21 protein-coding genes are annotated in these 25,955 nt (G+C 70.3%); 4 read left to right on the forward strand and 17 right to left on the reverse strand.

Translation table 11 applies throughout. The annotated features are described in order from the left end of the window. The first annotated feature begins 18 nt into the window (after positions 1 to 18). Together ABT360_RS15470 and ABT360_RS15475 are read left to right on the forward strand one after the other, a co-directional pair. The gene (locus ABT360_RS15470; RefSeq protein WP_351815392.1) at positions 19 to 1,020 is read left to right on the forward strand and encodes a GNAT family N-acetyltransferase; all 1,002 of its coding nucleotides are present in this window, start codon (positions 19 to 21) and stop codon (positions 1,018 to 1,020) included. Positions 1,021 to 1,025: 5 nt separating this feature from the next. Continuing rightward, complete coding sequence (locus tag ABT360_RS15475) at positions 1,026 to 1,850, forward strand: transglutaminase-like domain-containing protein (protein ID WP_351815394.1); 825 nt, start codon at positions 1,026 to 1,028, stop codon at positions 1,848 to 1,850. Between the two features lie 256 nt (positions 1,851 to 2,106). Here ABT360_RS15475 and ABT360_RS15480 read toward each other — a convergent pair whose 3' ends face one another. The 5 genes from ABT360_RS15480 to ABT360_RS15500 all read right to left on the reverse strand — a co-directional run bounded on the left by ABT360_RS15480 (position 2,107) and on the right by ABT360_RS15500 (position 6,404). Continuing rightward, on the reverse strand, positions 2,107 to 2,778 hold the full coding sequence (locus ABT360_RS15480) for a PepSY domain-containing protein (RefSeq protein ID WP_351815397.1): 672 nt from the start codon (positions 2,776 to 2,778) through the stop codon (positions 2,107 to 2,109). A gap of 105 nt (positions 2,779 to 2,883) precedes the next feature. After that, entirely contained in the window at positions 2,884 to 4,779 is a 1,896-nt protein-coding gene (locus ABT360_RS15485) for a hypothetical protein (RefSeq protein WP_351815400.1), read from the reverse strand. Positions 4,780 to 4,921: 142 nt separating this feature from the next. Further along, entirely contained in the window at positions 4,922 to 5,290 is a 369-nt protein-coding gene (locus tag ABT360_RS15490; protein ID WP_351815403.1) for a DUF6113 family protein, read from the reverse strand. Next, the gene (gene mshB / locus ABT360_RS15495; RefSeq protein WP_351815405.1) at positions 5,287 to 6,171 is read right to left on the reverse strand and encodes an N-acetyl-1-D-myo-inositol-2-amino-2-deoxy-alpha-D-glucopyranoside deacetylase; all 885 of its coding nucleotides are present in this window, start codon (positions 6,169 to 6,171) and stop codon (positions 5,287 to 5,289) included. The genes ABT360_RS15490 and mshB overlap by 4 nt, the downstream gene beginning before the upstream one ends. Before the next feature lie 38 nt (positions 6,172 to 6,209). Beyond that, positions 6,210 to 6,404 carry a hypothetical protein gene (locus ABT360_RS15500; RefSeq protein WP_189550932.1) on the reverse strand — a complete coding sequence of 65 codons (195 nt, stop codon included), beginning with the start codon at positions 6,402 to 6,404 and terminating at the stop codon, positions 6,210 to 6,212. Between the two features lie 156 nt (positions 6,405 to 6,560). Here ABT360_RS15500 and ABT360_RS15505 point away from each other — a divergent pair, with 156 nt between their 5' ends. After that, positions 6,561 to 8,690 carry a S9 family peptidase gene (locus ABT360_RS15505; RefSeq protein WP_351815409.1) on the forward strand — a complete coding sequence of 710 codons (2,130 nt, stop codon included), beginning with the start codon at positions 6,561 to 6,563 and terminating at the stop codon, positions 8,688 to 8,690. 144 nt (positions 8,691 to 8,834) lie between these two features. Here ABT360_RS15505 and ABT360_RS15510 read toward each other — a convergent pair whose 3' ends face one another. The 12 genes from ABT360_RS15510 to ABT360_RS15565 form a co-directional block, all read right to left on the reverse strand. After that, positions 8,835 to 9,893, reverse strand: coding sequence for an ABC transporter ATP-binding protein (locus ABT360_RS15510; RefSeq protein WP_351815412.1), 1,059 nt, complete (start codon positions 9,891 to 9,893; stop codon positions 8,835 to 8,837). Then, positions 9,877 to 10,860 carry an ABC transporter ATP-binding protein gene (locus ABT360_RS15515; RefSeq protein ID WP_351815415.1) on the reverse strand — a complete coding sequence of 328 codons (984 nt, stop codon included), beginning with the start codon at positions 10,858 to 10,860 and terminating at the stop codon, positions 9,877 to 9,879. The genes ABT360_RS15510 and ABT360_RS15515 overlap by 17 nt, the downstream gene beginning before the upstream one ends. Before the next feature lie 3 nt (positions 10,861 to 10,863). Next, entirely contained in the window at positions 10,864 to 11,820 is a 957-nt protein-coding gene (locus ABT360_RS15520; protein ID WP_351815418.1) for an ABC transporter permease, read from the reverse strand. Further along, on the reverse strand, positions 11,813 to 12,736 hold the full coding sequence (locus ABT360_RS15525; RefSeq protein WP_351815420.1) for an ABC transporter permease: 924 nt from the start codon (positions 12,734 to 12,736) through the stop codon (positions 11,813 to 11,815). The genes ABT360_RS15520 and ABT360_RS15525 overlap by 8 nt, the downstream gene beginning before the upstream one ends. Positions 12,737 to 12,761: 25 nt before the next feature. Beyond that, positions 12,762 to 14,378 (reverse strand): peptide ABC transporter substrate-binding protein, encoded by a 1,617-nt coding sequence (locus tag ABT360_RS15530; RefSeq protein WP_351815422.1) that lies wholly within the window; start codon positions 14,376 to 14,378, stop codon positions 12,762 to 12,764. 173 nt (positions 14,379 to 14,551) lie between these two features. Continuing rightward, positions 14,552 to 15,700 (reverse strand): ABC transporter ATP-binding protein, encoded by a 1,149-nt coding sequence (locus ABT360_RS15535; RefSeq protein ID WP_351815425.1) that lies wholly within the window; start codon positions 15,698 to 15,700, stop codon positions 14,552 to 14,554. After that, positions 15,693 to 16,727: an ABC transporter ATP-binding protein gene (locus ABT360_RS15540; protein ID WP_351815428.1), complete on the reverse strand. Its 1,035-nt coding sequence runs from the start codon at positions 16,725 to 16,727 to the stop codon at positions 15,693 to 15,695. The genes ABT360_RS15535 and ABT360_RS15540 overlap by 8 nt, the downstream gene beginning before the upstream one ends. 11 nt (positions 16,728 to 16,738) lie before the next feature. Further along, the gene (locus ABT360_RS15545) at positions 16,739 to 17,692 is read right to left on the reverse strand and encodes an ABC transporter permease (RefSeq protein WP_351815430.1); all 954 of its coding nucleotides are present in this window, start codon (positions 17,690 to 17,692) and stop codon (positions 16,739 to 16,741) included. Continuing rightward, positions 17,685 to 18,608, reverse strand: coding sequence for an ABC transporter permease (locus ABT360_RS15550; protein WP_351815433.1), 924 nt, complete (start codon positions 18,606 to 18,608; stop codon positions 17,685 to 17,687). The genes ABT360_RS15545 and ABT360_RS15550 overlap by 8 nt, the downstream gene beginning before the upstream one ends. A 157-nt stretch (positions 18,609 to 18,765) precedes the next feature. After that, a complete protein-coding gene (locus ABT360_RS15555) occupies positions 18,766 to 20,382 on the reverse strand; it encodes a peptide ABC transporter substrate-binding protein (protein WP_351815435.1) in 1,617 nt (538 codons plus the stop codon). A 534-nt stretch (positions 20,383 to 20,916) separates the two neighbouring features. Further along, complete coding sequence (typA, locus tag ABT360_RS15560) at positions 20,917 to 22,824, reverse strand: translational GTPase TypA (RefSeq protein ID WP_351815437.1); 1,908 nt, start codon at positions 22,822 to 22,824, stop codon at positions 20,917 to 20,919. Positions 22,825 to 23,149: 325 nt separating this feature from the next. Next, complete coding sequence (locus tag ABT360_RS15565) at positions 23,150 to 25,453, reverse strand: ABC transporter family substrate-binding protein (protein WP_351815440.1); 2,304 nt, start codon at positions 25,451 to 25,453, stop codon at positions 23,150 to 23,152. A 243-nt stretch (positions 25,454 to 25,696) separates the two neighbouring features. Here ABT360_RS15565 and ABT360_RS15570 point away from each other — a divergent pair. Next, the coding region (locus ABT360_RS15570) for a hypothetical protein (RefSeq protein ID WP_351815442.1) at positions 25,697 to 25,955 on the forward strand (259 nt) is incomplete at its 3' end.

Here is a 25,955-nt window from a genome sequence, read left to right on the forward strand (position 1 = left end):
GGAGGGGCGGACACAGCTGTGGAATTCACTGCGGGCGGACGGCTGGAGGTCCGGATCAGCCCCTCTGACGTGGGTAAACGAGTCTCCGTCCGCCGGTTGAGCGACACCGGAGCACGGCCGGAGAGGTTCACCGACACGGTTGGTGTTCTCACATCATGGACCGAGGGTGTGCTGCTGATCACACGACGGACCGGCGAGACTGTCCGAATCCCGGAATCGTCGCTGGTCGCGGGGAAGGTCGTACCCGCCGCGCCCGCCCGGCGCAGGGGCCCCGCGGCCGGTTTCGAGGAGCTCGCACGGGTGACCGCGCGGGCGTGGCAGCCGGTGGAGAGCGAGCCGCTCGGGGAGTGGACGCTGCGGGCCGCCGGCGGGTTCACCCGGCGGGCCAACTCGGTGCTGCCGCTCGGTGATCCCGGCATGCCGCTGGACGACGCCCTGGCACGCGCGCGTGCCTGGTACGAGGAGCGCGGCCTGCCCCCGTACGTACAGACCGCGACCGGCGCGGAGGGCACCCAGGAGCGGCTGTGCGCGGCGCTGGAGGAGCGCGGCTGGCGCCGGGAGGTCACGGCGGAGGTGCGGATCGGGGCCCTGGCGCCGGTCGGCGACCAGGAGCCGGGCGATGTCCGGCTCTCCCGGTCCGTGGACGAGGCGTGGCTGCGCCGTTACAACCGCTCGGGCGTCCCCGGCCCCCACGTCCTGCACGTCCTGGACAGCGGCCCGTCCGTGTGGTTCGCCTCCGTACCGGGCGACGGCGACGTCCCGGCGGCGATCGGGCGGTGCGTGGTCGACGGGCGGTGGGCCGGCTTCATGGCGGTCGAGGTGGACCCGGCGTACCGCAGGCAGGGACTCGGCACGGCGGTCATGGCGGCGCTGGCCCGCCGGGCGCTGGAGGAGGGCGCGTCCGCGGGGTGGCTCCAGGTGGAGTCGGACAATGGTGGTGCCCTGACCCTGTACGAAGGGATGGGCTTCACCGTCCACCACCTGTACCACCACTTCCGATCTCCCGAAGCGGGTACGTGACGCGTATGCACACCACCGAGTGGCGCCGCCGATTCGCCGAGGAGGCCCGCGAGGAACGGCCGGACCTCGCGACGCTGTGCCTGCTGGTGGGCGCCGAGGCGGACCCGGCGCTGGGACAGGCCGGGATGGACGCCGCCGAGATCGAGCTGGACCGGCTGGCCGGGCTGCTGCCGTACGGGGTGCGCGGACCGCGCTCCTGGGCGGCCGCGCTCGCCGGCCTCCTCGGCGAACGGTGCGGCTTCCACGGCACGCCCGGCGACTACCAGCTCCTGCAGTCGTCGCTGCTGCCCGAGGTGCTGCGCCGCCGACGGGGCCTGCCGATCCTGCTGTCGGTGGTGTGGATCGAGGTCGCGAGGCGGGCGGGCGCGCCGGTGTACGGGGTGGCGTTGCCGGGGCACTTCGTGGTCGGGTTCGGCGACCCGGAGGAGCAGGTGCTCGCGGACCCGTTCGCCGGGGGCCGGGCGCTGACCGGGCCGGACGCGGAGCTGCTGGTGGCGGGGGCGACCGGGGAGCGCCTGCACCCGTCGATGCTGACCCCCACGGACCCGTTGCAGATCATGCAGCGGATCCTCAACAACATCCGCGCCTGGGCCTCCGTACGCCCGGAGCGCTCGGACGTGGCCCTGTGGGCGGTCGAGCTGTCCCTGCTGCTGCCCGCGCACCCGGCCCGGCTGCGCTACGAGCGCGCCCAGCTGCTGGTCCAGCGCGGCGACTTCCTGACGGGCGCGGCGGAGATGGACGCGTACGCCGAGGTCGTGGCCCCCGTCGAACCGGCCATGGCGGAGACGGTCCGCCACCGGGCCCGGGCGGCCCGCGCGATGCTCAACTGACCCCGCCGCGTCGAGGCCGCACCCCCGGCCCGATAGACGGACGACGCCCGGGCGAGGCCGCACCCCCCGGCCCGTAGACGGACGACGGCCGGGCGGGGCCGTGCAGGGTCGCCCCGCAGAGGTCGGCGGCCATGGGACGGCTCCCGTAGTGGGCACCCGAGGCCGCCGGCCTCGAGGAGGTGAGCCCGGAGGGGCCACGCCCCCACCCACCGGCAGTGTCCGGCACCTCGCCGGGGCGCCCGGCGCGGGGTCCGCGTCAGTCGCGGTCCATGTGCTCGCGCACGATCTTGCCGGTCTTCGCGTCGAGGTCGTACGTCGTCTTGTTCCAGTCGTTCGTCGTCACGACGTCCACGGACCAGACCGCGTCGTCCAGTTGGACGGCGGTGACCGTCCCCTTCTTCCGGTCGGTGGCCGTCTTGGCGGCCCGTTGCGGAGTGACCGTGACGGCGCCGAGCCGGTCGGCGAGTTCGCGTTTGTCGTCCGGGGCCTGACCGGGGTCGATCCGCGACTCGGTCACCTTGCCGGACACGGCGTCGACGCGGACGGTGTGGGCGGTGCCGTCCTTGGCGACGACCGTGGACTCCCACTCGGGGGTGCGGGGACCCGGGCTCGGGCTGCCGACGGCGGAGCGCGCCCACGTGAGCTCGATCTCGGCGAGCTTCCCCTCCGGCACCCCGCCGACCGCCGTCCCGGCCGCCTTGTCCCACGGCACCTTGGTGGCTCCGAGCAGGGCTTTCCGCTCCGCCTGGTCCTGGGTCGGCCGGCGTGGCGACGAGGTGCCGGTGGGGCTGCCGTACGGGGAGGGCGCGGCCGCGGCGACGCGTGATTCCCGGGCGTCCCCGCAGCCGGTGAGGAGCGGGGCCGCCGCCGCCGCGGCGCACACGGCAGCGGCGACGGAGAGGGTACGGAGGCGGAGCTGAGCGGTCATGCCGGCACCGGTAACCCCTGCGGCGTCCGGGCATGCCCGGGCCGCCCCCGGCTCACCCGAAAGGCCCCCCGCCCGGGTGGGCGGGGGGCCTTGTGCCCGGGCGGGTCAGCCCTGGGGGTCGAGCTCGATCGTCTCGGTGCGCTCGGCGGGGGTCTTGCCGAGGAGGGCCTTCTGCATCGCGTGGGCCACGTCGTCGGCGGAGACCTCGTGCTGCTTGCCGTCACCCTTGGTGATCATGACTCCCTCGAAGACGCCGTCGAGGAGCTCGGTGATCGCCTGCTTGTTGTAGACCTCGACCAGGCGGCCGTTGATCGGCTTCATGGAGAGGATCTTCGGGAGGGACCGCGACGGGCCGAACTGGATCTCCTTGCCGCCCGCCTTGATGGTGACCAGCCCGGACATCGCGGGCTCGGCGAACTCCTTCATCGCCCGGTCCAGTTCGGCCTGGGTGATGGTGGGTTCCTTGGTGACGACGGGCAGTTCCACCGGGTTCGTCCGGCCCGTCTCGACCTGGGCGCGGTAGGCGTCCCGTACGGAGATCATCGACCGCTGGACGTCGAGGGCCTTGCCCGCCTTGCCGGGTACGGCGACGGCCTTGTTCGGCTCGAACCGGATCGTGCCCTCGGTGGCCGAGCCGGACGTGCCCGCCAGTTCGGTCAGGGCGACGCCCAGCTTCTCCTCGTCGACCGGGATGACCGGCTGGGCGACGCGCTTGCCGCCGAAGAGGGAGCCGATCACGGAGACGGGGTTGTAGTCGGCGCCCGCGGCGGCCCGGACGGTCTCCTGGGCGTCGAGGGACAGGCCGGCCTTCTCGGGGGCCAGCTCCTCCTTCTTGCCGTCCACGCTGAGCTGGAGCGGGGCGGAGGCGTGCTCGCCGAAGGCGGTTTCGAGCTTCTGGACCGCCTGCTCCTTGGTGCCGCCGCCGATGTCGACGCCGAGGACGGTGGTGCCCTTGGGTACGTCGGAGTGGTTGAGGAGCAGACCGGCGCCGTACGCGACACCGGTCAGGACGATCGCCGCCACGCCCAGGAGGACCAGCTTCGAGCGGCCCTTCTTCTGCGGGCGGGCGGGGGTGGAGGCGGCGGGAGCGGGTGCGGGAGCCGGGGCGGGCGGCGCGGGGGCCGGCGCCGGGGCGGGCTCCTCGTACGGCGCGGGGCCCCGTTCGGCGGCGACCTGCGCCGGGCCGGAGACCGGGAACGGCGACGAGGTGCGGTGCTCCGGCGGGACCACGGGGATGCCGCTGGTGAGCGTGTCCCCCGACACGTTGCCACCGGCCGGCGGGCCCGGCTCGTACGAACGTTCGTACTCCGGCTCGAACCCGGGCCCGGGCGCGGGCTTCTGCGGCGTCAGTACGGCGGTGTCGTCGGACACCCACGGCACGGCGCCCATGCTGCCGGTCGCCGGGCCCGTCGTCGGGCCGCTCGGGTGCGCCGGGCGGCCGGGGGCCGACGCGTCCGCCGCCAGCTCCGCGAGCGAGCTGTGCGGGCGCGGGGCCTCGGGGCGCGGGACGTCACCGTGCGGGGCGGACCCGGGCGCGGGCGCGGACGCGGACGAGGGCGTGGGCGCGGACGAAGACGTGGGCGTGGGCGCGGGAGTCGGGGGCTTGCGGGGGGCGAACCAGTCGCTGGCCGGCTTCTCCTCCGCCTGCGGCTCTTCCGCCGGCTTCGGCGCCTCGGCCGCCGGTGCCCGCTCGGCGGCGGCCCGGGGGGCCGGGGCCGGGGCCGCGACAATCCCGTCCGTCTCGCTCACCGGCTTGCGCACGACGACCGGCGGGATGGGCCGCGATCCGGGGATGTTGATCCGGATGCGGGTGGTCAGCGTGGTCTCGGTCCTGGGCTCGTCCGGCTCCGCGGCGGCGGCTCCGGCACCCTCCTCCGGTGCGTCCTGCGTCGGGTGCAGCGACGGATACTGGCGCGATCCGTACGGCGGTGTACCCGAGGGGTACGCGGCTCCGCCGCGCCCCTGGGGGCCGGAGGACGAACTGTCAGTTTCACGACTCAAAGCAGGTTCTCCCGGTTGGCTCCGCCGCCCGCTCTTACACGTGCGGGCGCTCGGCGGCGCGCACCACCATACTGGCCACCGCCGCCGGGTATCCCACGACCGGGAGAACCCGATCGGTCATTCCGCCCCAAGTCAGGGCACGTCACATGCCAGGTGACCCGGATCGGCCGTCCCGATGCGGGAGCCGTGGGATCGTGGCACACATCACAGCGGCGACCATGCCGCCGAGGACGTACACCAGCTCGGCGGCGCCGCCCCAGAAGACCTGGTCGCCCTCGGGCCGGCCGAGGCTCAGCAGCACGACGGCGACCAGCCAGCCGACGCCCGGCGCCACCACGCCCACCTGCGTGCCCGTCGCCCGCAGGCCGCCGTAGAAGAGGCCCGCGCACGCGGTCAGCGCCAGCAGCAACCCGCCCGGGAACCAGGCGGATTGCACCAGCGCCCCGGCGAGGCCGACCACGGCCCCGAGGACGGCCAGGCCCGCGTACCAGACGATCCGCGCGGCCCTCATGACGCCACCCCGGCGAACAGGTCGTCCTCGCGCCGCCCGGCCGGGGCGCCGGGCTCGCCCCGTACCAACTGGTAGTACTCCGTACCGAAAATGGGCTGCCCCAGGTTGTTGGAGAGCGCGAAGAAGGTCCCCTCCACGGCGATTTGCGTGGCGTGGGCGCGCATCGCCGCCGCCTTCCGTTCGGCGTGGTCCGCCCCACCGATCTCGGCCGTGATCAGCTCGTCGTCGACGACACCGGGTACGTCGTCGACGGCGGCGACGTGCGGGAAGGCGTCTGCCGCCCGCAGCCGGGCGAAGGCCTCTTCGGCGACCGTGCGCGGCACCCGGTTCCAGTAGATCTTGGCGATCTCGTGCGGGTCGCCGAGGTCGCGCCGGAAGGCCGGCTCGGCGGCCAGTTCGGCGGCGCGCATGGCGACGCGGTGGGCCTGGATGTGGTCGGGGTGGCCGTAGCCGCCGTCCGGGTCGTACGTCACCAGCACCTGCGGGCGGACGGACCGGATGATCTCGACGAGGTACGGAGCGGCGTCGTCCACGTCCGTGTTCCAGAAGGCGCCGTCGCGGCGGTTCTGCTCGGCGCCCATCATCCCGGAGTCGCGGAACCGGCCCGGCCCGCCCAGGAAGCGGTGGTCGGTGACGCCCAGCTCCTTCATCGCGGCGGCCAGTTCGCCGACGCGGTGGGGGCCGAGCCGGTCCTCCCGGTCGGGTGCCAGATGGGCGAGGTGGGGCGGGATGACCTCGCCCTCTTCGCCGCGTGTGCAGGTCACCAGGGTGACCTGGGCACCCTCGGCCGCGTACTTGGCCATGGTGGTGCCGTTGTTGATCGACTCGTCGTCGGGGTGCGCGTGCACCAGGAGCAGACGACGGGCGGGGAGTTCCGTCATACGGACACCCTAGAACGTGGCCGCCCGGAACCCGGCGCCTAGAACTTGATGCCGCCGATCATGCCCGCCACGTTGGTGGTCAGCTCACTGATGGTCGGGGCGATGGAGGAACTCGCCAGGTAGAAGCCGAGCAGCATGCAGACGACCGCGTGGCCGGCCTTCAGGCCGGACTTCCGGATCAGCAGGAAGACGACGATCGCCAGCAGCACCACCGCCGAAATCGAGAGTGCCACGGCGGTTCACCTCCATACGTGTTCGTTCCGGACCGGGCAGGGCGCACGTGCCGGAGGGTACATACCCACCTGGCGCTACGGATCATAACTATCCGTTCCCACGCATCGATCGGTGCACGGCAGCACTGGGGGCGCACGACCGCTAGTTTCGGTCGTATGACCTCCAGGCAACAGCTCTCATTCCCTCGCCAGTACGCACGGACTCAGCGCTACACCCTTGGTGTTCCCCGGGCGTTCACCGTCTCGCCCGACGGCTCCCGGGTCGTCTTCCTCCGCTCCCCCTCCGGCACCGACAGAGCGAACCGGCTGTGGGTGCTCGATCTGGACGACGGCTTGCGCGAGCGCGTGGCCGCCGAGCCGGAGGCCCTGCTGGGCGGCGCGGAGGAGGAGTTGTCGCCCGAGGAGCGGGCGCGCCGCGAGCGCAGCCGGGAAGGCGCGGGCGGCATCGTGGGGTACGCGGTGGACGGAGCCGTCGAGTTGGCGGCGTTCGCGCTGTCGGGGCGGCTGTTCGTGGCCGAGCTGAGGGCCGGGACGGCGCGTGAACTGCGCGTACCGGGTCCGGTGATCGATCCGCGGCCGTCGCCGGACGGGCGGTACGTCGCGTATGTGTCCGGGGGCGCCCTGCGGGTGACGGGCGCCGGGGGCGAGGGCGACGACCGGGCGCTGGCCGAGCCGGAGAACGAGCACGTCACCTATGGGCTGGCGGAGTTCGTCGCGGCCGAGGAGATGGGCCGTTCGCGCGGGTTCTGGTGGGCGCCGGAGTCGGACCGGCTGCTGGTCGCAAGGGCCGACGACAGCCCCGTACAGCGCTGGTGGATCTCCGATCCGGCGCATCCGGACCGGGAGCCGGTGAAGGTGGCGTATCCGGCGGCGGGCACGGCCGACGCGGAGGTGTCGCTGTGTCTGCTCGGCCTGGACGGAACGCGTACGGAAGTCGAGTGGGACCGTACGCGCTACCCGTATCTGGCGCGCGTGCACTGGTCCTCCGGTGGGGCGCCGCTGCTGCTGGTGCAGGCCCGTGACCAGCGTACGCAGCTGTATCTGGCGGTGGACACCGCGACGGGGACGACCCGGACGGTCCATGTCGACGAGGACCCGGACTGGCTGGAACTGCTCGGTGGGGTGCCCGCGTGGGCTCCGGACGGGCGGCTGGTGCGGATCGCCGACGAGGGCGGGGCGCGGGTGCTGGCGGTCGGCGACCGGACGTTGACGGGAGCGCAGCTCCACCTCCGGGGCGTCCTGGACGTGGGCGAGAACGACGTGCTGGTGTCGGCGTCGGCGGGCGAGGAGGCCGCGGAGGCGGAAATTGGCGAGATTCATGTGTACCGGGTCAACGAACTGGGCGTGGAGCGCGTCTCCGAGGGGCCCGGAATCCACTCGGCGGTCCGGTCCGGGGCGGTGACCGTCCTGGCATCGGCGCGGCCCGGTGAGCCGGGGACGACGGTGCGGGTGCTGCGGGACGGCAAGCCGGTGGCGGAGGTGGCGTCGTACGCGGAGAAGCCGGTGCTCTCGCCGCGCCTGACGCTCACCGAGTCGGGTCCGCGCCGCATCCCGTGCGCGGTGCTGCTGCCCCGGGGTTACCGGGAGGGCGACGGGCCGCTGCCGGTGCTGCTGGACCCGTACGGCGGGCCGCACGGGCAGCGGGTGGTGGCGGCGCACAATCCGCACCTGACGTCGCAGTGGTTCGCCGAGCAGGGCTTCGCGGTGGTCGTGGCGGACGGGCGGGGCGCACCGGGCCGTTCGCCGGGCTGGGAGAAGGCGATCAAGGAGCGGTTCACGCTGACGCTGGACGACCAGATCGAGGCGCTGCACGGGCTGGCGGACCGGTTCCCGCTGGACCTGGACCGGGTGGCGATGCGGGGCTGGTCGTTCGGCGGCTACCTGGCCGCGATGGCGGTGCTGCGGCGGCCGGATGTGTTCCACGCGGCCGTCGCGGGCGCGCCGATGTCGGATCTGCGGCTGTACGACACGCATTACATGGAGCGGTACCTGGGGCTTCCGGAGGAGGCTCCGGAGGTGTACGCGGCGAACTCGCTGATCACGGACGACGGTCTGTCGGCGCCGGAGAACCCCGCCCGGCCACTGATGATCATCCATGGGCTGGCGGACGACAATGTGGTGGCGGCACACACGCTGAAGTTGTCGTCGGCGCTGCTGGCGGCGGGCCGGCCGCATGAGGTGCTGCCGCTGACGGGCGTGACGCACATGACGCCCCAGGAGCAGGTGGCCGAGAACCTGCTGCTGCTCCAGGTGGACTTCCTGAAGCGGGCACTGGACCTGGCGTAGGAGCACGGCGACCGGCCGGGGCGACATGGTGCGCCCCGGCCGGTCCACGGCACCCGCACGGCCGTACGCTGTTCAGCCTGGCGTGTCCGTATATCGGTACGGGGTCCGGCAAGTTGCCTGCCTGTTAACGGGATTGAGGGCTGATCAGCCCATTTGTTCCTGGGCGTCGTGCCCCCGGGCATCGCCGGGGACGACGTGCTTCTCCTCCGCGAAGTGGCACGCCGAATCGTGGCGCGCCGGTGTGGGGACGTCCCGGAAGTCCGCGGGGACGGCGAGCAGCGGGACCTCCAGCGCGCACCGCTCGCGCGCCTTCCAGCAGCGGGTGCGGAAGCGGCAGCCCGAGGGGACGTTGGTGGGCGAGGGCACGTCGCCGGTCAGCAGGATCCTCTCGCGCTGCGCCCGGGCCTCGGGGTCGGGGACGGGGACGGCGGACAGCAGCGCCTGGGTGTAGGGGTGCGTGGGGTGGTCGTAGATCTCGGTGTCCGTACCGGTCTCGACGATCCGTCCGAGGTACATCACGCCGACCCGGTCGGAGATGTGCCGGACGATCGACAGGTCGTGCGCGATGAAGACGTAACTCAGCCCGAACTCGTCCTGGAGCTTCTCCATCAGGTTGATGACCTGCGCCTGTACGGAGACGTCGAGGGCGGAGACCGGTTCGTCGGCCACGATGACCTCCGGCCGGAGGGCGAGGCCGCGGGCGATGCCGATGCGCTGGCGCTGTCCGCCCGAGAACTGGTGCGGGTAGCGGTTGATGTACTCGGGGTTCAGGCCGACCACATCGAGCAGCTCCTGCACCTTGCGGCGCCGGTCGCCCTTGGGCGCGACCTCGGGGTGGATCTCGTACGGCTCGCCGATGATGTCGCCGACCGTCATCCGCGGGTTGAGCGAGGTGTACGGGTCCTGGAACACCATCTGGATGTTCCGGCGGACCGCCTTCAGCGCCCGGCCGGACAGCTTGCTGATGTCCTCGCCCTTGTAGAGGATCTGCCCGGACGTGGCCCGCTCCAGGCTGACGAGCATCTTGGCGACCGTGGACTTGCCGCAGCCGGACTCGCCGACGATGCCGAGCGTCTCGCCGGTGTCGAGGGCGAAGGAGACCCCGTCGACCGCTTTGACGGCGCCGATCTGCTTCTTGAACAGGATGCCGCGGGTGAGCGGGTAGTGCTTGACGAGCTCGCGGACCTCAAGAAGAGGAGGCATTGATCGTCTCCTCCCAGAAGTGGCAGGCGCTGCGCCGGTCCTCGGAGACCCGGTACAGGGGTGGTACGTCGATACGGCACACGTCCCTGGCGCGCGGGCAGCGCGGGTGGAAGGGGCAGCCGGGCGGGATGGCGGTCAGGTTCGGCGGGAGGCCCTTGATGGCGTACAGCTCCCGGCCCTTGTGGTCCAGGCGCGGGATGGAGTCGAGCAGCCCCTGGGTGTAGGGGTGGGCGGGCGCCTTGTAGATGTCGTGGACGGGCGCGGTCTCCACGATCCGCCCGGCGTACATCACGGCGATCCTGTCGGCGACGTCGGCGACGACGCCCAGGTCGTGGGTGATGAGGATGAGGCCCATGTCGAGTTCCCGCTGGAGCTCGGCGAGGAGTTCCATGACCTGGGCCTGGACGGTGACGTCGAGGGCGGTGGTCGGTTCGTCGGCGATGATGAGGGCGGGTTCCAGGGCCATCGCCATGGCGATCATGATGCGCTGGCGCATGCCGCCGGAGAACTGGTGCGGGTACTGGCCGACGCGTTCCCGGGCGGCGGGGATGCGGACCCGGTCCATCAGCTCGATCGCCTTGGCGCGGGCGTCCTTCCTGGACATGCCGCGGTGGACGACGAACATCTCGCCGAGCTGGTCGCCGACGGTGAGCACGGGGTTGAGGGACGACAGCGCGTCCTGGAAGATCATCGCCATTTCGGCGCCGCGCACCGTGCGCCGGGCGTCCTCCTTGAGCGTCAGCAGGTCCCGGCCCTGGAAGAGGACCTCGCCGCCGGTGATCCGGCCGGGCGGCATGTCGAGGATGCCCATGACGGCCTGGGCGGTGACGGACTTGCCGGAGCCGGACTCGCCGAGCACGGCGAGCGTCTCCCCCGCGTCGACGGAGTACGTCACCCCGTTGACGGCCTTGGCCACCCCGTCCCGGGTACGGAACTCCACGTGCAGGTCGCGCACTTCGAGGAGCACGTCTCACCTCAGCTTCGGGTCGAGGGCGTCGCGCACCGCGTCGCCGAGCATGATGAACGCGAGGACGGTGATGCTCAGGGCGCCGGCCGGCCACAGCAGCATGTGCGGGGCGTTGCGGATCTGCGGGGCGGCGTTGGAAATGTCGATGCCCCACGAGACGGTGGGCGGCCGCAGCCCGACGCCCAGGAAGGACAGGGTGGCCTCCAGCGCGATGTACGTACCGAGCGCGATGGTCGCGACGACGATGACGGGCGCGACGGCGTTGGGCGCCACGTGCCGCAGCAGCATCCGTCCGCTGCCCGCACCGAGGGCCCGCGCGGCCTGGACGTAGTCGTGTCGCGAGGCGGTGATGACGGAGCCCCGGGCGATACGGGCGACCTGGGGCCAGCCGAGCAGCACGATGAAGCCGACCACCGGCCACACGGTGGAGCTGGTGACGACGGACAGGAAGACCAGGCCGCCCAGGACGACGGGGATGCCGAAGAACACGTCGGCGATCCGGGACAGCAGCGCGTCCCACCAGCCGCCGAAGAACCCGGCGAGCCCGCCCAGCACGCTGCCGAGCAGGGCGGCGCCGAGGGTGGCGCAGACGCCGACGGTGATGGAGGCCCGCGCCCCGTGGACGGTGCGGGTGTACACGTCACAGCCCTGGGTGTCGTACCCGAAGGGGTGGCCGGGGGCGGAGCCCTGTTGCGACTTCGAGAGGTCGCAGCGGAGCGGGTCGGCGCTGGTGAGGATCTGCGGCCAGACGGCGATCAGGACGAGGAAGACGATGAGGGCCGCGGACACCAGGAAGACGGGGTTGCGGCGCAGCTGGTGCCAGGCGTCGGACCAGAGGCTGCGGGGGCGGCCCGTGTCGGCCCTTTCGAGGGTCTCGGCCTCGCTCATCGCCAGGTCCATCGCGCCGCCCGCGCCGGTGGGGGCGATGACGTCCTTCGCGGGGTCGCGGGGCTCAGGCATACCGGATCCTCGGGTCCAGGACCGCGTAGAGCAGGTCGACGAGCAGGTTCGCCACCAGGAAGACGATCACGAGGATCGTCACGAAGCCGACGACCGTGGGCGCGTTGTTGCGCAGGATGCCCTGGTAGAGCTGGTAGCCGACGCCATGGATGTTGAAGATCCGCTCGGTGACGATGGCGCCGCCCATCAGTGCGCCGATGTCGGCGCCGATGAAGGTGACGACCGGGATGAGGGAGTTGCGCAGCAGGTGACGGGTGATGACCCGGTGGCGCGGCAGGCCCTTGGCGATGGCGGTGCGGACGTAGTCGGCGCGGACGTTCTCGGCGATGGAGGTGCGGCTGAGCCGGGTGACGTAGGCGAGGGAGACGAGGGCGAGGACGACGCCCGGGAGGATCAGTTCGTCGATGCGGGCGTCGGAGGAGACGGAGGGGCGTACCCAGCCCCATTTGACCCCGAGGAGGAACTGGAGGAGGTAGCCGGAGACGAAGGTGGGGACGGAGATGACGACGAGGGTGAGGACGAGCAGGCCGGTGTCGAGGGGGCGGCCGCGCTTGAGGCCGCTGATGACGCCGAGGGTGATGCCGATGACAATCTCGATGACGATGGCGACGAGGGTGAGGCGCAGCGTGACCGGGAAGGCGGAGGCCATCAGCTCGGTGACCTTCTGGCCGTTGAACGCGGTGCCGAAGTCGCCCTGGAAGATCGCGCCCATGTAGAGCAGGTACTGCTTCCACAGGGGTTGGTCGAGGTGGAGGTCCTTGCGGATGCGGGCGGCGGTGGCGGGGTCGGGCGCCTTATCGCCGAAGAGGGCCGCGACCGGGTCGCCGAGCGCGTACACCATGAAGAAGATGAGGAACGTGCTGCCGATGAACACCGGGATCATCTGGAGCAGCCGCCGGATCACATAGCGTCCCATGAGGGCTCCGGAGGATGGCGGGGGGTCAGCTGACCTTGATCTGGTCGTAGACGGGGACGCTGAACTGGTTGAGGGACACGTCGGAGAGCCGCTCGGAGTAGCCGGCGCTGCCGTTCTGGTACCAGAGGGGGATGGCCGGCATCTGTTCGGCGAGCATCTGCTCGGCCGCCTGGAAGTCCTTGACGGCCGTTGCCTGGTCGGGCTCGCGGTTGGCCTTGTCGACGAGGCCGTCGAACTCCTTGGTGCTGAACTTGCCGTAGTTGGAGGATCCGCCGGAGTAGTAGAGCGGCTCCAGGAAGTTCTGGATGAGGGGGTAGTCGGCCTGCCAGCCGGAGCGGAAGGGGCCGCTGAACTTGAACGTGGTCTGCTGGTTGCGGAAGTCGGCGAAGGTGCCGATGGGGTTGACGGTGCAGACGGCGCCCCGGCCGAGCGCGTTGTTGACGCTGTTGCAGACGGCGTCCATCCAGGCGCGGTGCGAGCCGGTGTCGACGTTGGAGGTGAGCGTCAGCTTGCCGCCGGGGAGGCCGCCGCCCTCCTCGATGAGCCGCTTGGCCTCGGTGGGGTTGTAGGTGCAGGCGTCGCCGCAGATCTCCTTGTAGCCCCCGTCTCCGCCGAGGGCGGGTGAGGTCCAGTCCTTGGCGGGGGTGCGGGTGCCCTGGTAGATCTGCTTGGTGATCTCGTCGCGGTTGATCGCCATGGACAGGCCCCGGCGGACCTTCTCCATGCCGGGCTTGTTCCACTCCGGGCGGTACAGCGGGAAGACCAGGGTCTGGATGATGAGGGCGGGCTGGTTGATGTAGCGGTCGCCGAGGTCGTTGCCGACGTTCTTCAGTTGCTGTGCCGGTACGTCGTCGACGAGGTCGAGGTTGCCGGCGATCAGGTCGGTGTAGGCGGTGTTGTTGTCGGTGTAGACGTTGAGGTCGACACCGCCGTTCTGCGCCTTGTCCTCGCCCTGGTAGCCGTCCCAGCGGCGCAGCTTCATACCGCTGCCGCGGGTGTACGACTCGACCGTGTAAGGGCCGTTGCCGACGGGCTTGGCGAGCCAGGCGTCGTGGTCGGTGAAGAACATCCGGGGCAGGGGGACGAAGGCCTGGTAGCCGAGGGTCTCGGGCCAGGTGGAGAACTTCTCCTTCAGGGCGACGGTGAACGTGCGGTCGTTCTTGACGACCAGGCCGCGCATGGTCGTGGACTTGGCGGCGCCGGAGGCGGGGTGGACGTCGTCGTAGCCGACGATGTCGGCGAAGAAGGGCGCGTTGGCCTGCTTGTTGTCGACGTGGGCGCCGTAGTTCCAGGCGTCGGTGAAGGACCGGGCGGTGACGGGCTCTCCGTTGCTGAACTTCCAGCCCGGCTTGAGGGTGACGGTGAAGTTCTGCGAATCGGTGGTCTCGATCCTCTCGGCGACCATGTCCCTGGCCTCGCCGGTTTCCGGGTCGTACTTCTTCAGGCCGCGGAAGAGCATGTCGAGGACCTTGCCGCCCTGGACCTCGTTGGTGTTGGCCGGTTCGATCGGGTTCTGCGGGTCGCCCCAGGAGGAGCTGACGATCCCGTCGGCGCCGCCACCGGCGCCGCCACCGCAGGCGGTCGCCGCGAGGGCGACGGCCACCGCGCACGCGGCCGACCTGGCGTGCATGGCTCCGCGCATGGGTGCCTCCCGTGGTCCTCGTCCGGTCTTCGACCTCACCTAGGCCCACATATCACCGCATAAGGTACGCCGACGCACGCTTTACCCCGCCGTCCGGGCGCCGCACCACCCGCATGCATGAGGGCGCCCCGGGCCGACTGCTGCCCGGGGCGCCCTCAGGTACCTGCCGACGGTCACGCCGCGTGGACGACGTCCTTCTCCTCGGCGAAGTGGCACGCCGACTCGTGCGCCGCCGGGGTGTCGGAGCCCTGGAACCGCTCCGGGACCGCCAGCAGCGGCACCTCGGTGGCGCACTTCTCCTCGGCCTTCCAGCACCGCGTACGGAAGCGGCAGCCGGACGGCGGGTTGGCCGGCGACGGGACGTCACCGGTGAGGATGATGCGCTCCCGGCCCTCGCGGGCCTCGGGGTCCGGCACCGGGACGGCCGACAGCAGCGCCTGGGTGTAGGGGTGCGTCGGGTGGTCGTAGATCTGCACGTCGGTGCCGATCTCGGCCATCTTGCCCAGGTACATCACGCCGACCCGGTCGGAGATGTGCCGGACGATCGACAGGTCGTGCGCGATGAAGAGGTAGGAGAGGTTGAACTCGTCCTGGAGCTTCTCCATCAGGTTGACGACCTGCGCCTGCACCGAGACGTCCAGCGCCGAGACCGGCTCGTCGCAGATGATGATCTCGGGGTTCAGGGCCAGGCCGCGGGCGATGCCGATGCGCTGGCGCTGTCCGCCCGAGAACTGGTGCGGGTAGCGGTTGATGTACTCGGGGTTCAGGCCGACCACATCGAGCAGCTCCTGCACCTTGCGGCGCCGGTCGCCCTTGGGGGCCACCTCGGGGTGGATCTCGAAGGGCTCGCCGATGATGTCGCCGACCGTCATCCGCGGGTTGAGCGAGGTGTACGGGTCCTGGAACACCATCTGGATGTTCCGGCGGACCGCCTTCAACGCCCGGCCGGACAGCTTGGTGATGTCCTGGCCCTTGTAGAAGATCTCGCCCGCGGTCGCCGTCTCCAGCATCATCAGCAGCTTGGCCACGGTGGACTTGCCACAGCCGGACTCGCCGACGATGCCGAGCGTCTCGCCCTGGTAGAGGTCGAAGGAGACCCCGTCCACGGCCTTGACCGCGCCGACGTGCTTCTTGAAGAGGATGCCCTGGGTCAGCGGGAAGTGCTTGACCAGGCCCCGCACCTGGAGGATCGGCTCACCGCGCTCCACGGGGGCCTCGATCGCGGCGACGGCCGCGGTCTCGGTGGCCGCCTCGACCGTCTCCACCTCGGTGACGTTCGGGGTCGCGTCCACGGCCTCGTCCTCTTTCCTGAGCTCAGCCATGGATCGTCTCCTTCCAGAAGTGGCATGCGCTGCCACGGCCCGGCAGCTCGCCGCCGTCCTGCTCCGTCACCGGCACCAGGGCCGGGACCTCCGTACGGCAGATGTCCTCCGCCTTCGGGCAGCGCGGGTTGAAGGCGCAGCCCGGGGGGATCTTCATCAGGTTGGGCGGCAGGCCCTTGATCGCGTACAGCTCCTGGCCCTTCTGGTCCAGGCGCGGGATGGAGTCGAGCAGGCCACGGGTGTACGGGTGCGCGGGGCGCTTGTACAGGTCGTGGATCGGCGACTGCTCGACGATCCGGCCCGCGTACATCACCGCGATCTTGTCGGCGACGTCGGCGACGACTCCGAGGTCGTGGGTGATGAGGATCAGGCCCATGTTCTCCTCGCGCTGGAGCTCCGCGAGCAGGTCCATGACCTGGGCCTGGACGGTCACATCGAGCGCGGTGGTCGGCTCGTCCGCGATGATCAGGTCCGGCTCCAGGGCGAGCGCCATGGCGATCATGATGCGCTGGCGCATACCGCCGGAGAACTGGTGCGGGTAGTCGTTCACCCGCGCCGCGGCGGCCGGGATCTTCACCCGGTCCATCAGCTCGATCGCCCTGGCCTTGGCCTCCTTGCGGGACAGGCCGAGGTGCACGCGGTACATCTCGCCGAGCTGGTAGCCGACGGACAGCACCGGGTTCAGCGAGGAGAGCGCGTCCTGGAAGATCATCGCGATCCGGCGGCCGCGGATCTTGCGGCGCTCCTCGGCGGACATCTTCAGCATGTCCTCGCCGTGGAACAGGATCTCGCCCTTGGGGATGCGGCCGGGCGGCATGTCGAGGATGCCCATGATCGCCTGGGCGGTGACCGACTTGCCGGAGCCGGACTCGCCGAGGACGGCGAGGGTCTCGCCGGCGTCGACGCTGTAGCTCACGCCGTTGATGGCCTTGGCGACGCCGTCCCGGGTGTGGAACTCGACGTGCAGGTCGCGCACTTCGAGGAGCGGGGCGCTCGTCGCGCTCGTCTTCTTGTCGATGGTGGTCAACGTACGCCCTCCTAGCGCAGCTTGGGGTCGAGGGCGTCGCGAACAGCTTCGCCGAGCATGATGAACGCCAGGACCGTGATGCTCAGGAACAGCGACGGGAAGAGCACCATGTGCGGGGCGCTCAGGAAGCGGTCCTGGCCGTCACTGATCATCAGGCCCCAGGAGATGTTCGGGGACTGGACGCCGATACCGAGGTACGAGAACGCCGCCTCGGCCGAGATGTAGACGCCGAGGTTGATGGTGCTGACCACGATCACCGGGGCGAGCGCGTTCGGCAGGATGTGGCGCATCGCGATGCGCCAGCCGCCGGCACCGAGGGCCCGGGCGGCCATCACGTAGTCGTTCTGCTTGTTGGTGATCACCGCTCCGCGCATGATGCGGAACAGCTGCGGCCAGCCGAGCACCGCCATGATCAGCGAGACGGTGATGACGTTGCCGGTGCCGAGCATGGCCAGCACGAGCAGACCGCCGAGCATGGTCGGGATGGCGAACCAGATCTCCGTGAAGCGGGAGACGAGGACGTCCAGCCAGCCGCTGCGCAGACCGGCGACCATGCCGAGGACGCAGCCGACCAGCGTGGTCAGCACCGACGTCAGCACACCCACGATGATCGAGTTGCGGGTGCCGTAGATCGTCCGCGTGTAGATGTCGCAGCCCTGGACGTCGAAGCCGAACCAGTGCGCGCCGCTGGGCGGGACGACCGAGTTCGACAGGTCGCAGAAGCCCTTGGCGTACGGGTCGCCGCTGGTGAACAGCCCCGGGAACGCGGCGATGACCAGCAGGCCCAGGATCAGTACCGCGGAGACCAGGAACACCCAGTTGTGCATCAGGTCGCGCCGCGCGTCGCTCCACATGCTGGCGACCCGCTCGGGCTTGTCCTTCTTCGTGCCCTTGATGGCGCTGCCGGGCGCGGTCGCGACCGGGACCGCGCTCTCCTCGACGGTGGCGGAGGTGTTCTCAGGCATAGCGGATCCTCGGGTCGAGCACGGCGTAGAGCAGGTCCACGATCAGGTTGGCGGCGATGTAGACGAGGACGAGCACGGTGACGATGCTGACGACGGTCGTCCCCTGGCGCAGGTACACGGCCTGGTAGAGCGTGCCGCCGATACCGGGGATGTTGAAGATGCGCTCGGTGATGATCGCTCCGCCCATCAGGGCGCCGAGGTCGACACCGAGGAAGGTGACGATCGGGATCATGGCGTTGCGCAGGGCGTGCCGCACGATGACCCGCGACCGGCTCAGACCCTTGGCGGTGGCGGTGCGCACGTAGTCGGCGCGCATCGTCTCCATCATGGAGGTGCGGGTCAGGCGGGTGATGTACGCGAGCGACGCGGAGGCGAGCACCACGGCCGGCAGGATGAGGGTGGTCATGTCCTCGGAGTCGTAACTGATGGGCGCGATGGCCCATTTGACGCCGAGCACCAGCTGGAGCACGTTGCCCAGCACGAAGACCGGGACGGAGACCAGGAGAAGGGTCGACAGCAGCACGACGTTGTCGAGGAACTTGCCGCGGCCGAGGGCCGCGAAGACGCCCGCGACGATGCCGACGGCCGCCTCGACGGCGAACGCGATGGTCGCCAGGTTCAGCGTGACCGGGAACGTCTCGCTCATGATCTCGGCCACCGGCCGGCCGGTGAAGTCGGTGCCGAAATCGCCCGTCAGCACGCCGGAGATGTAGTACCAGTACCGCTGGTAGAGCGGGTCATTGAGGTGGTACTGCTCTCGCAGGATGGCGGTGATGTTGGGGTCTGCCTTCTTCTCCCCGGCCAGCGCCTGGATCGGGTCGCCGGGCAGCAGGAAGACGAGGCAGTAGATAAGAATTGTCGCGCCGAGCAGTACGGGTATCGCCTGCAGAAGACGCCTGATCACATAACGACCCATCAGGTCTCCAGTTGTACGGATACCGGGGGAGGGCACACCAGTGGGCCCCGGCCCGGGTGAGGGGTAATCGACAACGAGACGGCAGAAGGGGGGTGACGGGGCAGAACCCCGTCACCCCCACTGCTGTCAGGATCTCCCTGGGGAGACCCTTGAACCGTCAGGCGGGGTTGACCGTGGTCCAGTCGATCTGGGTCATGTTGTCGATCCGCACGCCCGGCTTGAGGTTCTTGCTGAGGCCGGCGTTCAGCTTGTAGAAGTACACCGGGATGTACGGCATGTCCTTCAGGATGAGGTCGTCAGCCTGCTGGTACGCCTTGATCGCGGCGTCCTCGGTGGTCGCGGTGTCACCCTGGTCGAGGAACTTCTCGACCTGCGGGTTGACGTAGCCCGAGTAGTTCGAGCCGTGCTCGATCGCGTCCTCGGAGAAGACGGGGCGCAGGTAGTTCTCCGCGTGCGGGTAGTCCATGGACCACGCCAGGCGGAACGCACCGCTGTACTTCTTGTCGCCGAGGTCGTTCAGGATGCCCTGGAACTGCTCGAACGGCTTGACGGTGACGTCGACGCCGAGGTTCTTCTCGAGCTGCGCGGCGACGGCCTCGATCCAGTCCTTGTGGCCGCCGTCGGCGTTGTAGCCGAGCTCCATCTTGTTGCCCGGCAGACCGCCCGCGGCGTCGAAGGCCTTCTTGGCCGCGGCCGGGTCGAAGGTGCACGGCGCGCCACAGGCGCCCTTGCGGTAGCCCGGGACCAGCGGGTTGATGAAGTCGTCCGCCGGCGTACGGGTGTTGACGAAGATCTTCTCGGTGATCGCCTTGCGGTCGATCGCCTGGGAGATCGCCTTGCGCAGCTCGGGCTTCGCGTAGGCCTTGTTGTACTTGATCGGGAAGCCGATGTAGCCGACGCCGGAGTCGGTGCCCTGGATGTAGCGGTCGCCGAGGTCCTTGGCGGCGGTGGTCATCGCGGACAGCGGAACGGTGTCCATGATGTCGACGCGGCCGCCGAGCAGGTCACGGTAGGCCGTGTCCTGGTTGTTGTAGATCTTGAAGGTGACGCCGGGGATCTTGATCTGGCCGGCGTTCGGGTGCTTGTCGTACTTGACCGTCTTGATCTGCTGGTTGCGGACGAACTTGCCGTCCATCTTGAACGCGCCGTTGCCGATGGGCGCGGTCTCGAAGCCCTTCGGGTCCTTGAAGAAGGCCTTCGGCAGCGGGTAGAAGGAGTTGAAGCCCAGCATGGTCTTGAAGGCGGAGAACGGCGCCGTGAGCGTGACCTCGAGGGTCTTCTCGTCGACGACCTTCAGGCCCTTCATCTTGTCGGTCGCGGGCTTCTTGCCCTCGCCCGGGTTCAGGTCGGCGTAGCCCTCGATCTTGTTGTAGAGAGGGTTCGTCTCCTGCGTGTTCTCCTGGTTGGCGCCGTAGTTCCAGGCGTCCGCGAAGGACTGCGCGGTGACCGGCTCACCGTTGTGGAAGGTGTAGCCGTCCTTGAGCTTGATCGTCCAGACCTTGCTGTCCTTGGTCTCGATCGACGCGGCCATGTCGAGCTGGGCCTCGTTCTTCTCGTCGTACCGCACGAGGCCGGTGAACAGGGCGTTCATGACCTCGGAGCCCTCGGACTCGTACGTGTTCGACGGGATCAGACCGTTCTGGGGCTCACCGAGCTCCATCACGACCTGCTTGGCGCCGTTGGCCTTGCTGTCGCTACCGCCACCGCAAGCCGTGGCTGCCAGGGCGACGACTATCGCGCCCGCGACCCACTTGGCGCTCTTGGCACCGCGCATGGGTTCCTCCTCATGAGTCCACTTATCACTACGAGAAGGGCACTTCGAGGTTGCATGCCGACACCCCTGACGGCGATGACCCAAGTGCCCCGAGTGTGCTCGTGAGTCGGCGCTCCCCACAGCGCGTGACCCATTGACCCGAGCTCAATGGAGCCAACTATTAAGTACGTCCGGGCCGTAAACCACACTTAAAGGGTCTCGTTTTGGCAACATCACCAACGGCCCGAAGACCGAAATCCGGACAAAGCGAGCACAGACAGACACCCGCGAAACGGACCGTTAACACATGTTCCGGAGAGCGACGGTCGATATCCGGACGCTTCGGCGGCGAAAAGGCTTTGACGTGCAGTCGGCCGGCACCCACGAAGACCGGCCAGTGCGGGGGCGCGCGGCGGTTCTGCTATGGGAGGGCGGGCGCTCCGTGCCTGCCCGGCACGGGCGCAGAGAAAACTCCCCGCCCTGGAAGGGGGATCACCCCTCCCGGGACGGGGAGTTGACAGCTCAGGAGCCGGGCGGCAGGGCCTCGGGCCCGTGTCAGCCGTTCTTGGCGCGCGAGGCGGCGCGGGCGCGCTCGCGCTGATCCAGGTTCACCTTGCGGATGCGGACGGCCTCCGGGGTCACCTCGACGCACTCGTCGTCGCGGCAGAACTCCAGCGACTGCTCCAGCGAGAGCTTGCGCGGCGGGACGATCGCCTCGAACGAGTCGGCCGAGGACGACCGCATGTTCGTGAGCTTCTTCTCCTTGGTGATGTTGACGTCCATGTCGTCGGAGCGGGAGTTCTCGCCGACGATCATGCCCTCGTACACCTCGGTGCCCGGCTCCACGAAGAGGACGCCGCGCTCCTGAAGGTTCGTCATCGCGAAGGCGGTGACCGCACCGGAGCGGTCGGCGACGAGCGAACCGTTGTTGCGGGTCGTCAGCGTGCCGAACCACGGCTCGTGGCCCTCGTGGATGGAGTGGGCGATGCCCGTGCCGCGCGTCTGCGTCAGGAACTCGGTACGGAAGCCGATGAGGCCGCGGGACGGCACGACGAACTCCATGCGCACCCAGCCGGAGCCGTGGTTGGACATGTTGTCCATGCGGCCCTTGCGGACGCCCATGAGCTGCGTGACGGCACCCATGTGCTCCTCGGGCACGTCGATGGTCATGCGCTCGACCGGCTCGTGGACCTTGCCGTCGATCTCCTTGGTGACCACCTGCGGCTTGCCGATGGTCAGCTCGAAGCCCTCGCGGCGCATCTGCTCGACCAGGATGGCCAGCGCCAGCTCGCCGCGGCCCTGCACCTCCCAGGCGTCGGGGCGCTCGGTGTCGAGGACGCGCAGCGAGACGTTACCGATCAGCTCGCGGTCCAGGCGGTCCTTCACCTGGCGGGCGGTGACCTTGCGGTCCTTGACGGCCGCCTTGTTGTCCGCGCCCTTGCCGGTGGCGCCGCGGCCGACCAGCGGCGAGGTGTTCGTACCGATCACCATCGAGATCGCGGGCTCGTCGACCGTGATCAGCGGCAGCGCGATCGGGTTCTCCGGGTCGGCCAGCGTCTCACCGATCATGATGTCCGGGATACCGGCGACGGCGCAGATGTCACCGGGGCCCGCCACCTCGGCCGGCTTGCGGGTGAGCGCCTCGGTCATCATCAGCTCGCTGATGCGCACGTTGGCGACGGTGCCGTCGCGCTTGATCCAGGCGACCGTCTGGCCCTTGCGCAGCTCGCCCTGCTCGACGCGGAGCAGCGCGATACGGCCGAGGAAGTTGTCGGCGTCCAGGTTGGTGACGTGGGCCTGGAGCGGGGCCTCCTCGTCGTAGACCGGGGCCGGGATGTGCTCCAGGATCGTGGAGAAGAACGGCTCCAGGTTGGTGGAGTCCGCCGGGACCGTGCCGTCCTCCGGCTTGGTCAGCGAGGCGATGCCGTCACGGCCGCACGCGTAGACGATCGGGAACTCGATCTGCTCCTCGTCCGCGTCCAGGTCCAGGAACAGGTCGTAGGTCTCGTTGACGACCTCGTCGATCCGGGAGTCGGGGCGGTCCGTCTTGTTGATGCAGAGGATGACCGGCATCCGGCGCTGGAGGGCCTTGCGGAGCACGAAGCGCGTCTGCGGCAGCGGGCCCTCGGAGGCGTCCACCAGCAGCACCACGCCGTCGACCATCGACAGACCGCGCTCGACCTCACCGCCGAAGTCGGCGTGACCGGGGGTGTCGATGATGTTGATGGTGATGGGCGCCCCGCCGTCCTTGGGGTGGTACTTCACCGCCGTGTTCTTGGCGAGGATCGTGATGCCCTTCTCACGCTCCAGGTCGTTCGAGTCCATCATGCGGTCGTCGACCGAGTCGAGCTGGTGGGCGGCGAAGGCACCAGCCTGCTTGAGCATGGCGTCGACGATGGTCGTCTTGCCGTGGTCGACGTGGGCGACGATGGCTACGTTACGGATGTCGTGGCGCGTGGGCATGAGTGGCTTGCGCTTCTCTCGGATCGTGGGTGCGGCGTCTCTTTGTTCCTCGTACGCCCGCCGGGCGGACGCGCCACGGCTGTGTCCATGGTACGGGGCCGACGCGCACAAGGCTTCCCGGCCCGTCCGGAGAAGATCGAACAGGTGTGTGACGGGGCGTGGACGGAGGCCTGTACGCGGTGCGTACGGGTCCGTGTACTGCGGTCCTGCGGTGTCCTGCGGTGCACTGGGGGTGCGTAAGTGTGGCCCGGGTCATGGTCCGTAACGGAGCTTGCCCGCCGGCGGCACCGGCGGGCAAGCGACTTGAGCGGATTCTGAGGTTGCCCTACTTCCGCTGGAAGCCGATGTTCTCGTAGCGGGGAGTGGCGAAACCGAACGCTCCGGCGTTCACCACCGCCGGCCTGGCCGCCACCAGCTGCGGCCGCTGGTAGAGGGGGATGGAGCCGGCCGCGGCCCAGATCCGGGCGTCGGCCTGCTTCACCAGGTCACGGGCGGCCTTCTCGTCCAGCTCGGCGGCCGCCTGGTCGAAGAGCTGGTCGATGTGGTCCGTACCGACCCGGGTGTAATTCTGCTCCACCAGCAGTGAGCCGTCGGCGGCCGGCTGGGGCTTGGCGAAGATGGGGCGCCCGTCGGTGGCCGGATAGGCGGTGCCGGGCCAGGAGTAGAGGGCCAGGTCGTAGTCGCCGGAGGCGATGTGGTCCTTGAAGTAGCTCTCGTCAGGGACCTTGACGATCTCGGTCCCGATGCCGATGCGGCCGAGCATCCGGGAGATCTTGTCGCCGACGGCCCGCAGGGACTCGGAGTCGGGGCCCGCGGGGAGGACGAAGCGGAGCGTGAGCGACTCGCCGTCCTTGCCGAGCGGGCCGGCGGCCGCGTCGCCCGCGGGACCGGCCGGGGCCGCCGGGGCGGGGGCGGCGGTGCCGCGGGGGGCGTAGGCGCCGGGGGCGCCGCCGCCCTGGGCCTCGGGCCGGCCGGGCGCGCCCTTGTCGGTGTCGCGGAGGGCCTCGGACTGGTTCTCGGTCCGGTTCTCGGACTGCGCCTGGCTCACGGCCTGGCGGTGGAGGGCGATGCCCTGGGCTGCCGCGGCGGGGGCCGGAGCCAGGACGTACGTCCCTTCCGGGCCGTCGCCGCCGACGGCGGGCTTGTCGTCGCCGACGATGTACAGACCCTCGTCGGACGGTACGTCGTTCTCCCCGCCGTTCTTCCCGCCCGTGGCCGGCTTGTGCGCTGCGGGCGACGCCTCGGCGCCCGCCTTCGCGCCGTCCTTCGGGACCGCGGGCTTACGGGCCCCGCCGCGCGTCCAGCCGGCGTCGGCCAGCAGTTCCTGGGCCTCCTCGGTGTCCTCGCCGCCCAGGGCGCCGCTGCTGTCGGCGTACGCCTGCTGCCCGGCGAGGGCGAGGTGGCTGCCGACCGGGTACGCGGGCAGTCCGAGGGGCTTCAGGACCGCCTCGGCCAGCTCCTGGCGGTCCAGGGCGCGGGCCACCGCCCGGCGTACCCGCTCGTCGGAGAGCGGGCCGCTCTCGCCGTTCAGCGCCAGCTGCGTGTACGCGGGCTCCAGCGACTTGCGGACCACGTAGCCGCGCAGCGCCTTCTGCTCGGCCGCGTACGCCGCGACGAGCTGTTGGTTCTGCGGGGGCGCCGCCTCGTGGAGCCGGGCCTTCGCGGCGTCGGAGCCGGGCGCCGGCTGCGCGGGCTTGCCGTGGGCCGCCTTGTCCGGGCCCTTCGCCGCGCGGGCGATCCGGTCCGCCGTGGCGCGGTCGACCTCGGCGAGGTCGAGCGTGCCCGTGGCGAGCGCGGTGGCGCGACCGGAGCGCGGGACCGCACGGAGCACGATCGCGTCGAGCTTGGCCGGCTGCCCCCACCAGCGGGGGTTGCGTACGAGCGTGGCCGTGCCGCTGCGGGCGTCGACGCCCTTGAGCTGGAAGGGACCGGCCGTCGACGTCAGCCGCGTACGGGCGCCGTCGTTGAAGGCGGCCGGGGTGGCCATGACGTCCTTGGGGTAGAGCGGCGAGAAGAGGGCGCGCCAGTCGGCGTACGGCTTGTTGAAGGTGACCCTGACCTCCAGATCGCCGGCGCCGCGTTCGATCTTCTCGATGCGCTCGTAGCCGGCGTTGCGGGCGGTCCAGTAGGCGGAGTTCTTGCCGCTGAGGGCGTGCCACTGGGCGACGAAGTCAGGGGCGCCGATCTCGCGGCCGTCGCTCCACACCGCCTGCTGGTTGAGCTTGTAGAGGACGACCTGCTTGGGCTCGCGCTCGACGATCTCGGCGGATTCCAGGTAGTCGGGGTTGCGCTGGGGGCGGCCCCGGTCGTCGAGGGTGAAGAGGGTGGGCAGGACGGCCTGGGTGATGCGGGTGGTGGTGGCGTCGGCGTCCGCCTGGAAGGCGTTGAGGGTGGTCGGCATCGCGTCGACGGCCCAGCGCAGGGTGCCGCCGTCGGCGACGTCGGCGCGCGCGGCGGGGGCGATGTCCTGCGGGACGGCCTTGGCGTCGCTCTGCTCCTCGGGGGAGCTGCAGCCGCTCAGTACGGAGACGGCGAGTACGCCGCTGGTGAGGAGGACGGCGGACCGGAGTCTGCGGGAACGGGGGCCCCGGGAGCATGTCCTCCCCCGAGGGGCGCCGACGTGGGACATGTCTTGTACCTCTTCGTCCTGTTTTGTGGAATTTAGAGATGATCACACCTATTGCCCATACACTGAAATCGATCGACAGGGCCCCGGGGCGGCGACACGGCGACACGGCACGCAAACACCACCCGTGCGGCCCAAGCCTCGGAAGAGTGGAATCCGTGCACATGGCTTCACAATGGGGGATGTGACGCGCGACACTCTCAGGCGCGTGTTTGCCACCCGCTATTGCGGAAGTGAGGGCAATTCATGTCACTCGAAGACGATCTGACCGAGGTCAAGCGCCGCCTTGAGGAGCTGGCCCGATCGGTCATCCAGCTGGAGCGGAACCTCGCGCACCAGCGGGAGGAGAAGCCCGTCCCCATGGCGGTCGGCCGGCCCGACGGCCTGGTCACCATCCCGGACACCCCGTACGACAGCAACGCAGGCGGAGACGCCGGACCGACCCGTCCCGGGCGCACTCGTCCGCCCCCGCACCAGGTACACGTGCGCGGAAAGCGCCCACCCT

The organism is Streptomyces sp. NPDC000229 (assembly GCF_040300825.1).
Taxonomy (GTDB): Bacteria; Actinomycetota; Actinomycetes; order Streptomycetales; family Streptomycetaceae; genus Streptomyces.

Bases quoted from the DNA above. Each gene is read 5' to 3' on its own strand.
- ABT360_RS15475 (WP_351815394.1), top strand. From the start codon at position 1,026: ATGCACACCACCGAGTGGCGCCGCCGATTCGCCGAGGAGGCCCGCGAG.
- ABT360_RS15480 (WP_351815397.1), bottom strand. From the start codon at position 2,778: ATGACCGCTCAGCTCCGCCTCCGTACCCTCTCCGTCGCCGCTGCCGTG.
- ABT360_RS15490 (WP_351815403.1), bottom strand. From the start codon at position 5,290: ATGAGGGCCGCGCGGATCGTCTGGTACGCGGGCCTGGCCGTCCTCGGG.
- mshB (WP_351815405.1), bottom strand. From the start codon at position 6,171: ATGACGGAACTCCCCGCCCGTCGTCTGCTCCTGGTGCACGCGCACCCC.
- ABT360_RS15505 (WP_351815409.1), top strand. From the start codon at position 6,561: ATGACCTCCAGGCAACAGCTCTCATTCCCTCGCCAGTACGCACGGACT.
- ABT360_RS15510 (WP_351815412.1), bottom strand. From the start codon at position 9,893: ATGCCTCCTCTTCTTGAGGTCCGCGAGCTCGTCAAGCACTACCCGCTC.
- ABT360_RS15520 (WP_351815418.1), bottom strand. From the start codon at position 11,820: ATGCCTGAGCCCCGCGACCCCGCGAAGGACGTCATCGCCCCCACCGGC.
- ABT360_RS15525 (WP_351815420.1), bottom strand. From the start codon at position 12,736: ATGGGACGCTATGTGATCCGGCGGCTGCTCCAGATGATCCCGGTGTTC.
- ABT360_RS15530 (WP_351815422.1), bottom strand. From the start codon at position 14,378: ATGCGCGGAGCCATGCACGCCAGGTCGGCCGCGTGCGCGGTGGCCGTC.
- ABT360_RS15535 (WP_351815425.1), bottom strand. From the start codon at position 15,700: ATGGCTGAGCTCAGGAAAGAGGACGAGGCCGTGGACGCGACCCCGAAC.
- ABT360_RS15545 (WP_351815430.1), bottom strand. From the start codon at position 17,692: ATGCCTGAGAACACCTCCGCCACCGTCGAGGAGAGCGCGGTCCCGGTC.
- ABT360_RS15550 (WP_351815433.1), bottom strand. From the start codon at position 18,608: ATGGGTCGTTATGTGATCAGGCGTCTTCTGCAGGCGATACCCGTACTG.
- ABT360_RS15555 (WP_351815435.1), bottom strand. From the start codon at position 20,382: ATGCGCGGTGCCAAGAGCGCCAAGTGGGTCGCGGGCGCGATAGTCGTC.
- typA (WP_351815437.1), bottom strand. From the start codon at position 22,824: ATGCCCACGCGCCACGACATCCGTAACGTAGCCATCGTCGCCCACGTC.
- ABT360_RS15565 (WP_351815440.1), bottom strand. From the start codon at position 25,453: ATGTCCCACGTCGGCGCCCCTCGGGGGAGGACATGCTCCCGGGGCCCC.